Annotated in this window: 2 protein-coding genes and 1 pseudogene; 1 reads left to right on the forward strand and 2 read right to left on the reverse strand. The window is 67.8% G+C overall.

The window, feature by feature from the left end:
* Window positions 1–825: pseudogene (locus JaAD80_RS27815) on the reverse strand (hypothetical protein); the annotation flags it as partial.
* Between the two features lie 3 nt (window positions 826–828).
* Window positions 829–3,606, reverse strand: coding sequence for an XrtA/PEP-CTERM system TPR-repeat protein PrsT (prsT, locus tag JaAD80_RS27820; protein ID WP_258003226.1), 2,778 nt, complete (start codon window positions 3,604–3,606; stop codon window positions 829–831).
* 248 nt (window positions 3,607–3,854) lie between these two features.
* On the opposite strand from prsT, the gene JaAD80_RS27825 reads away from it, so the two are divergent.
* A complete protein-coding gene (locus tag JaAD80_RS27825; protein WP_102299374.1) occupies window positions 3,855–5,147 on the forward strand; it encodes a nucleotide sugar dehydrogenase in 1,293 nt (430 codons plus the stop codon).
* Window positions 5,148–5,257: the final 110 nt, after the last annotated feature.

A 5,257-nucleotide genomic window follows, 5' to 3' on the forward strand; every position in this document is an offset into this window, starting at 1 on the left:
GCGCGAAAAGGTCGTGAACGCCGCGTGCAATGCCAGGCCCAGCAGGAACAGGGCGGGCGCCGTTTGCCAGCGCGCGGCCGCGCGCGCCAGCCATAGCGCGGCAAAAGGCAAGCTCAGCGCGAGATAGCCATCGAGCGCGGCGCCGCCCGTGTGCATGGCGGAAAATGGCGCCGTGATGCGGTAGTCGCTGGAAAAATTGAGCAGGCCGGGAAACACGGCCCTTTCCCACAGCGCGCACAGCGCCACCATGGCCAGCCCCGCCAGCATGCCCGGCATGGCGTAGCGGCGCAGGCCATCGGCGCCGCCGTCGCGCAGCAGCAAGGGCAGCAGCAACAGGCTCCAGGCCCACGCTTTGCCCAGGCGCACGCTGTTGTAGCTGCTCAGATAATTGTCCCAGGCGTTGGCGTCCAGCGGCGGCAGCGGCAGCAAGCCGCGCAGCAGGGCGCTCAGCCAGGCCAGGCTGCACAGCAGCAGCCACAGGCAGGCGGCGGACGACAGGCGCGCCGACGCGGCTGCCCTTTGCCGGGCCAGGCGCCAGTAGCCGCAAGCCACCGTCAGCAACAGCAGCAGGTCGATTTCTTCGATAAAAAACCAGCCCGTCCAGGGGGCCAGGTCGAGCACCGGCAGCAGCGCGGGCAGGCAGAACAGCCAGCTGGCGGGGCGCCAGCACAGCAGCAGAAAATAGGCGGGCAGCAGCACGGCAAACAGCAGGCACGGCCAGCCGTGGTCGAGCGGATAGTGGCGCAGGGCCAGCACGCAGGCGCCGGCTGCCAGCAGGGCCAGCAGCCGCGCCGCCAGGCTGGGCAAGGCCGCGTGCGCCGCCATGGCCTAGAGCTGGGTCAGCAAGGCCTGCGCCTCGGCCCGCTGCGGGAATTCCTTGTTGGCGGCAAGCAGCTGCTCCAGCTGCTTGCGCGCGCCGGGCTTGTCGCCGGCCTTGACCAGCGCCACGCTCAGGTGATACTGGATTTCCGGCGCCTTGGGCGCCAGGGCCGCCGCCTGGCGCAGCAGGGCCGTGCCGCGTTTCACGTCGCCCTGCTGCAGCACGATCCAGCCCAGGGTATCGAGCACGGCGGGGTTGCCGGGCGCCAGCTTGTGCGCCTGTTCCGCCGTCGCCTGCGCGCGCGGGTCTTTTTCCTGCTGGTAGGCCCAGGCCAGGTCGTTCAGCGCCACCACGTTGCCTGCATCCTGCGCCACGATGCGCTGGTAGTACGCGATGGCCGCGCCGTATTGTTTCGCCGCCAGCCTGGTGCCGGCCAGGTAAGTCAGGGTCGGCAGGTCGTCGGGATGCTCGTGCAGCCAGGCGCTCATGCGCGCCTCGGCTTCGCGCACCTGTCCCGCCTCGCTCATGGCGCGGTACAGCTGCACTTGCAGGTGGCCGATGCTGCTGATCCGGAAGGCCTGCTCGTACAGCCTGGCGGCCTGCTGCGGCTGCTTTTGTTCCATCAGCACGTCGCCCTCGAGCTTGTAGCCGGCCGCCAGCGTTGGCTGTTGCTCCTGCACCCGGCGCGCCACGGCCAGCGCCTCGCGCTGCCGCTTCAGGGCCAGCAGCATGGCCACCTCGACCACTTGCGCGTCGAGCAGCCCGGGCTCGAGTACCTGCGCCCGCTTGACGGCTTGCAGAGCACTGCCGTGTTCACCCAGGGCCAGGTGCAGGCTGGCGATGCGCATCTGCAAGGGCGCCGAACCGGACTGGATGGTGGCCAGCTTGCCGTAGCTGTCGAGCGCGGCCTGCGCCTCGCCGGCGCTGTATTCCACCTGTGCGCGCAGGGCCAGCGCATCGGCGTCGCCCGGATGCCCCGATTGCAGGGTGCGCGCCAGTTCCAGCGCCTTCTCGGGCGCACCCGTCTTCAGGTAGAAGTTGCTCAGCAGCAGGGCTGGCGCGACGGCGTCGGGATTGTCGCGGTGCGCCCGCTCCAGCCAGCGCCTGGCCTCGTCCGTCTTGCCCTGCGAGGCGGCCAGCTTGGCCAGGGCGGCGCACAGGTCGGCATTTTTCGGCGCCTTGGCCAGCGCCTTCTCAAAGCGCAGGCGCGCCCGTTCCGGCTGTTTCTCCGCCACGTCGATCTGCGCCAGGTTGTTTAACACCGGCAAGTACACGGGATCGATGGTCAGCGCCTGCTCGAAACTGGCGCGCGCGGCGGCCACGTCGCGCAGGGCCAGGTAGACGCCACCTTTCAGGTTCAGCAGCATGGGATTGGTGCCTTGCTGCTGCTCCAGCAGCTTGACGCTGGCCAGGGCCTTGTCGTTCTGCTGGCTGCGCAGCAAGGTCATCACCAGCATGGTGCCCGCTTGCGGCGTATTTTTGTCGAGCACGCTGGCCCGTTCGAGCTCGCTGATGGCGCGGTTGTTCTCGCCCATGCCCAGGCGACTGATGCCCAGCGCCGCGTGCAGGCGCGCCGTATCGGGCGCCAGCCCGCTGGCCTTCTCGAAATAGTCGCTCGCCTGCGCATAGCGGCGCGCGCGCAGCTGCGCTTCGCCGGCCAGCGACAGCAGTTCCACGTCGTCGGGAAAGGCCGTCAGCGCCGGCTGCAGCAAGCCCAGCGCCTGTTCGCTCTGGCCCCGCTGCAGGGCGATCGATGCCATCATCTTGAGCGCATACAGGTGGCGGGGGTAGACGGCCAGGAAACGCTGCAGATAGCCTTCCGCCAGGTTTGGCGAGCCCAGCGCCAGTTGCACGGCGCCCGCCAGCAGGATCGACGGCATGTGGTCGGGCGCCGCCTTGAGCACCAGCTGCAAGCCTTGCAGCGCCGCCTTGTGCTTGCCCTGGCGGAAGTCCAGCAGCGCCTGCGCCTGCAGCAGGCCCAGGCTGTTGGGCGCCGTCTTGCGCGCGCCAGCCAGCTGCGCCGCCGCCTCCTGGAAGCGGCCTTCGCCGATGTCGAGGTTGGCGATGTCGATATGCGCTTGCGTATTGTCCGGCTTCAACTTGAGGATTTGCAGGTAGGCCAGGCGCGCCGGCGCCGGCTTGCCTTGCAGCCGCAGCAGGTCGCCCTGCAGGCGCAAGGCGTCGATGCTGGCGGGCGCGCTCTTGAGCGCCTGCGCCACCAGCAACTCGGCGGCCGTCACATCCTGTTCCAGCGCGGCGATGCGGGCCAGGCCCAGCATGGCTTCGACCAGCCCGGGATGGCTTTCCAGCAAGCGCGCATACAGCGCCCGCGCCGCGTCCTGGCGGCCCAGGGCCAGCAGGGCGTCGCCGCGCAGGGCCAGCAGGACCGGCGGCTGCGCAGCATCGTCGGCAATCTCGGCCAGGACCTTCTCGTATTGCCCCAGCATCAGCCACGTCTTGCCCAGCAAGGGCATCACCTGCCGCTGCGCCAGGCCCAGCGTTTGCGCCTTGCGCAATTCCTTTTCGGCCGACAGCGCTTCGCCCGTATCCATGTAGATACTTCCCAGCAGCAGCCGCGCGGCGCCGTTTTCCGGCTCTTTTTGCAGCAGGTTCTTCAGCTGGATGATGGCGGCGCGCGCCTCGCCCTTTTGCCGGTACTGCTGTGCGTCGGCCAGCAGCGTTTCGCTGGCGGGCCGGGTGCATGCCGTCAACTGGGGCAGCAGCAGGGCGGCGCACAGGGCGGCGGCTGGCAGGCGGTGGGACGGACGCAGGAAAGGCAAGGCCATGACGATCTCCGGTAGCGGCATGCACGAGGGCGGGCAGTAGTCAGGGTAGAAAAAATGCGGCCGGCACTCATTGATTGCGCTCAACAGGCCGCCGAATGGCGCCGGCCATGGCGGTATGCGGCGGCGCTTCCTTGTTCCTGCTCAAGAATCGCCGTGCCCGCAACCGTAGAATTTCCCAGGCGGCGGCAGTCCGGCCGCACCCATTCGTAGCACCTGATAGTCGTGGCACCTGGATCGGAGCACAGCATATGGATAGCAACGCGGGCGTGGTGGCGGTGGTAGGGCTCGGTTATGTGGGACTGCAGCTGGCCGTGGCGTTCGGCACGCGCCAGCGCACCATCGGCTTTGATTTGTCGCAGCGCAAGGTGGACAGTTACCGGCGCCACGTCGACCCCACCGGCGAAGTCAGCCCGCAGCAGCTGCTGGCGGCGCAATGGCTGAGCGTGGGTTGCGATCCGGCCGAACTGCAGCTTGCCGATTTCATAGTCGTGGCCGTCCCCACGCCCGTCGACAATGCGCACAACCCTGATTTTTCCGCCCTGGCGGGCGCCAGCGCGGCCGTCGGCCAGCACATGAAACGGGGCGCCATCGTGATTTTTGAATCGACCGTGTACCCGGGGGCCACCGAGGACATCTGCATTCCCCTGCTCGAACGCCATTCTGGCCTGCGCTGGAAAGAGGATTTTCATGTGGGCTTTTCGCCGGAACGCATCAACCCGGGCGACAAGGCACACACCCTGCACAGCATCCGCAAGGTGGTATCGGGCGACGACGCCGCCACCCTGGACAAGGTCGCGGCACTGTATGAAGGCGTGGTGGACGCGGGCGTGCACCGGGCATCGAGCATTCGCGTGGCCGAGGCTGCCAAAGTCATCGAAAACACGCAGCGCGACCTGAATATCGCGCTGATGAACGAGCTGGCCATCATTTTCGACCGCATCGGCATCGACACGCTGGAAGTGCTGGAAGCGGCGGGCACGAAATGGAATTTTCTGCCGTTCCGGCCCGGCCTGGTTGGCGGCCACTGCATCGGCGTCGACCCGTATTACCTGACGCACAAGGCGGAAATGCTGGGCTACCACCCGCACGTGATCCTGGCCGGACGCCGCATCAACGACGGCATGGCCAAGTTCGTGGCGGAAAAGACCATCAAGGAAATGGTGCGCGCCGGCTTCAAGCTCAAGGGCGCCCACGTCAACGTGCTGGGCCTGACGTTCAAGGAAAACTGCCCGGATTTGCGCAACTCGAAAGTGGTCGACATGATCCACGAACTGCAATCGTATGGCGTGCAGGTGCACGTGCACGACCCCGTGGCGGACGGTCGCGAAGCGTTCGAGGAGTATGGGCTGACCCTGGAAAGTTGGGGCGAACTGCCCCAGGCGCAAGCCATCATCAGCGCCGTGTCGCACCACGCGCTGCTGGAACGTCCGCTGGCCGACTTCCAGGCAAAAATCGTGGAAAACGGCTGCTTCATCGATATCAAATCCCACTTCGACCCGCGCCCGCTGGAAGCGGCTGGCCTGCACGTGTGGCGGCTGTGATGGCGGCCCGGGACGGCAGGCTGGAGGGAACTGCGGCCGTGGAAGCAGCTGGGCGGCTGGCAGCAGGGCTGGCTGCCGGGGCCGCGGCAAAGGCAGCGCCATTGCCCCGG

The sequence above is a fragment of the Janthinobacterium sp. AD80 genome (assembly GCF_002878455.1).
GTDB lineage: Bacteria > Pseudomonadota > Gammaproteobacteria > Burkholderiales > Burkholderiaceae_D > Janthinobacterium.

What these genes read in the sequence shown, in the direction of transcription:
- prsT (WP_258003226.1), bottom strand. Translation starts at nt 3,606, where the DNA reads ATGGCCTTGCCTTTCCTGCGTCCGTCCCACCGCCTGCCAGCCGCCGCC.
- JaAD80_RS27825 (WP_102299374.1), top strand. Translation starts at nt 3,855, where the DNA reads ATGGATAGCAACGCGGGCGTGGTGGCGGTGGTAGGGCTCGGTTATGTG.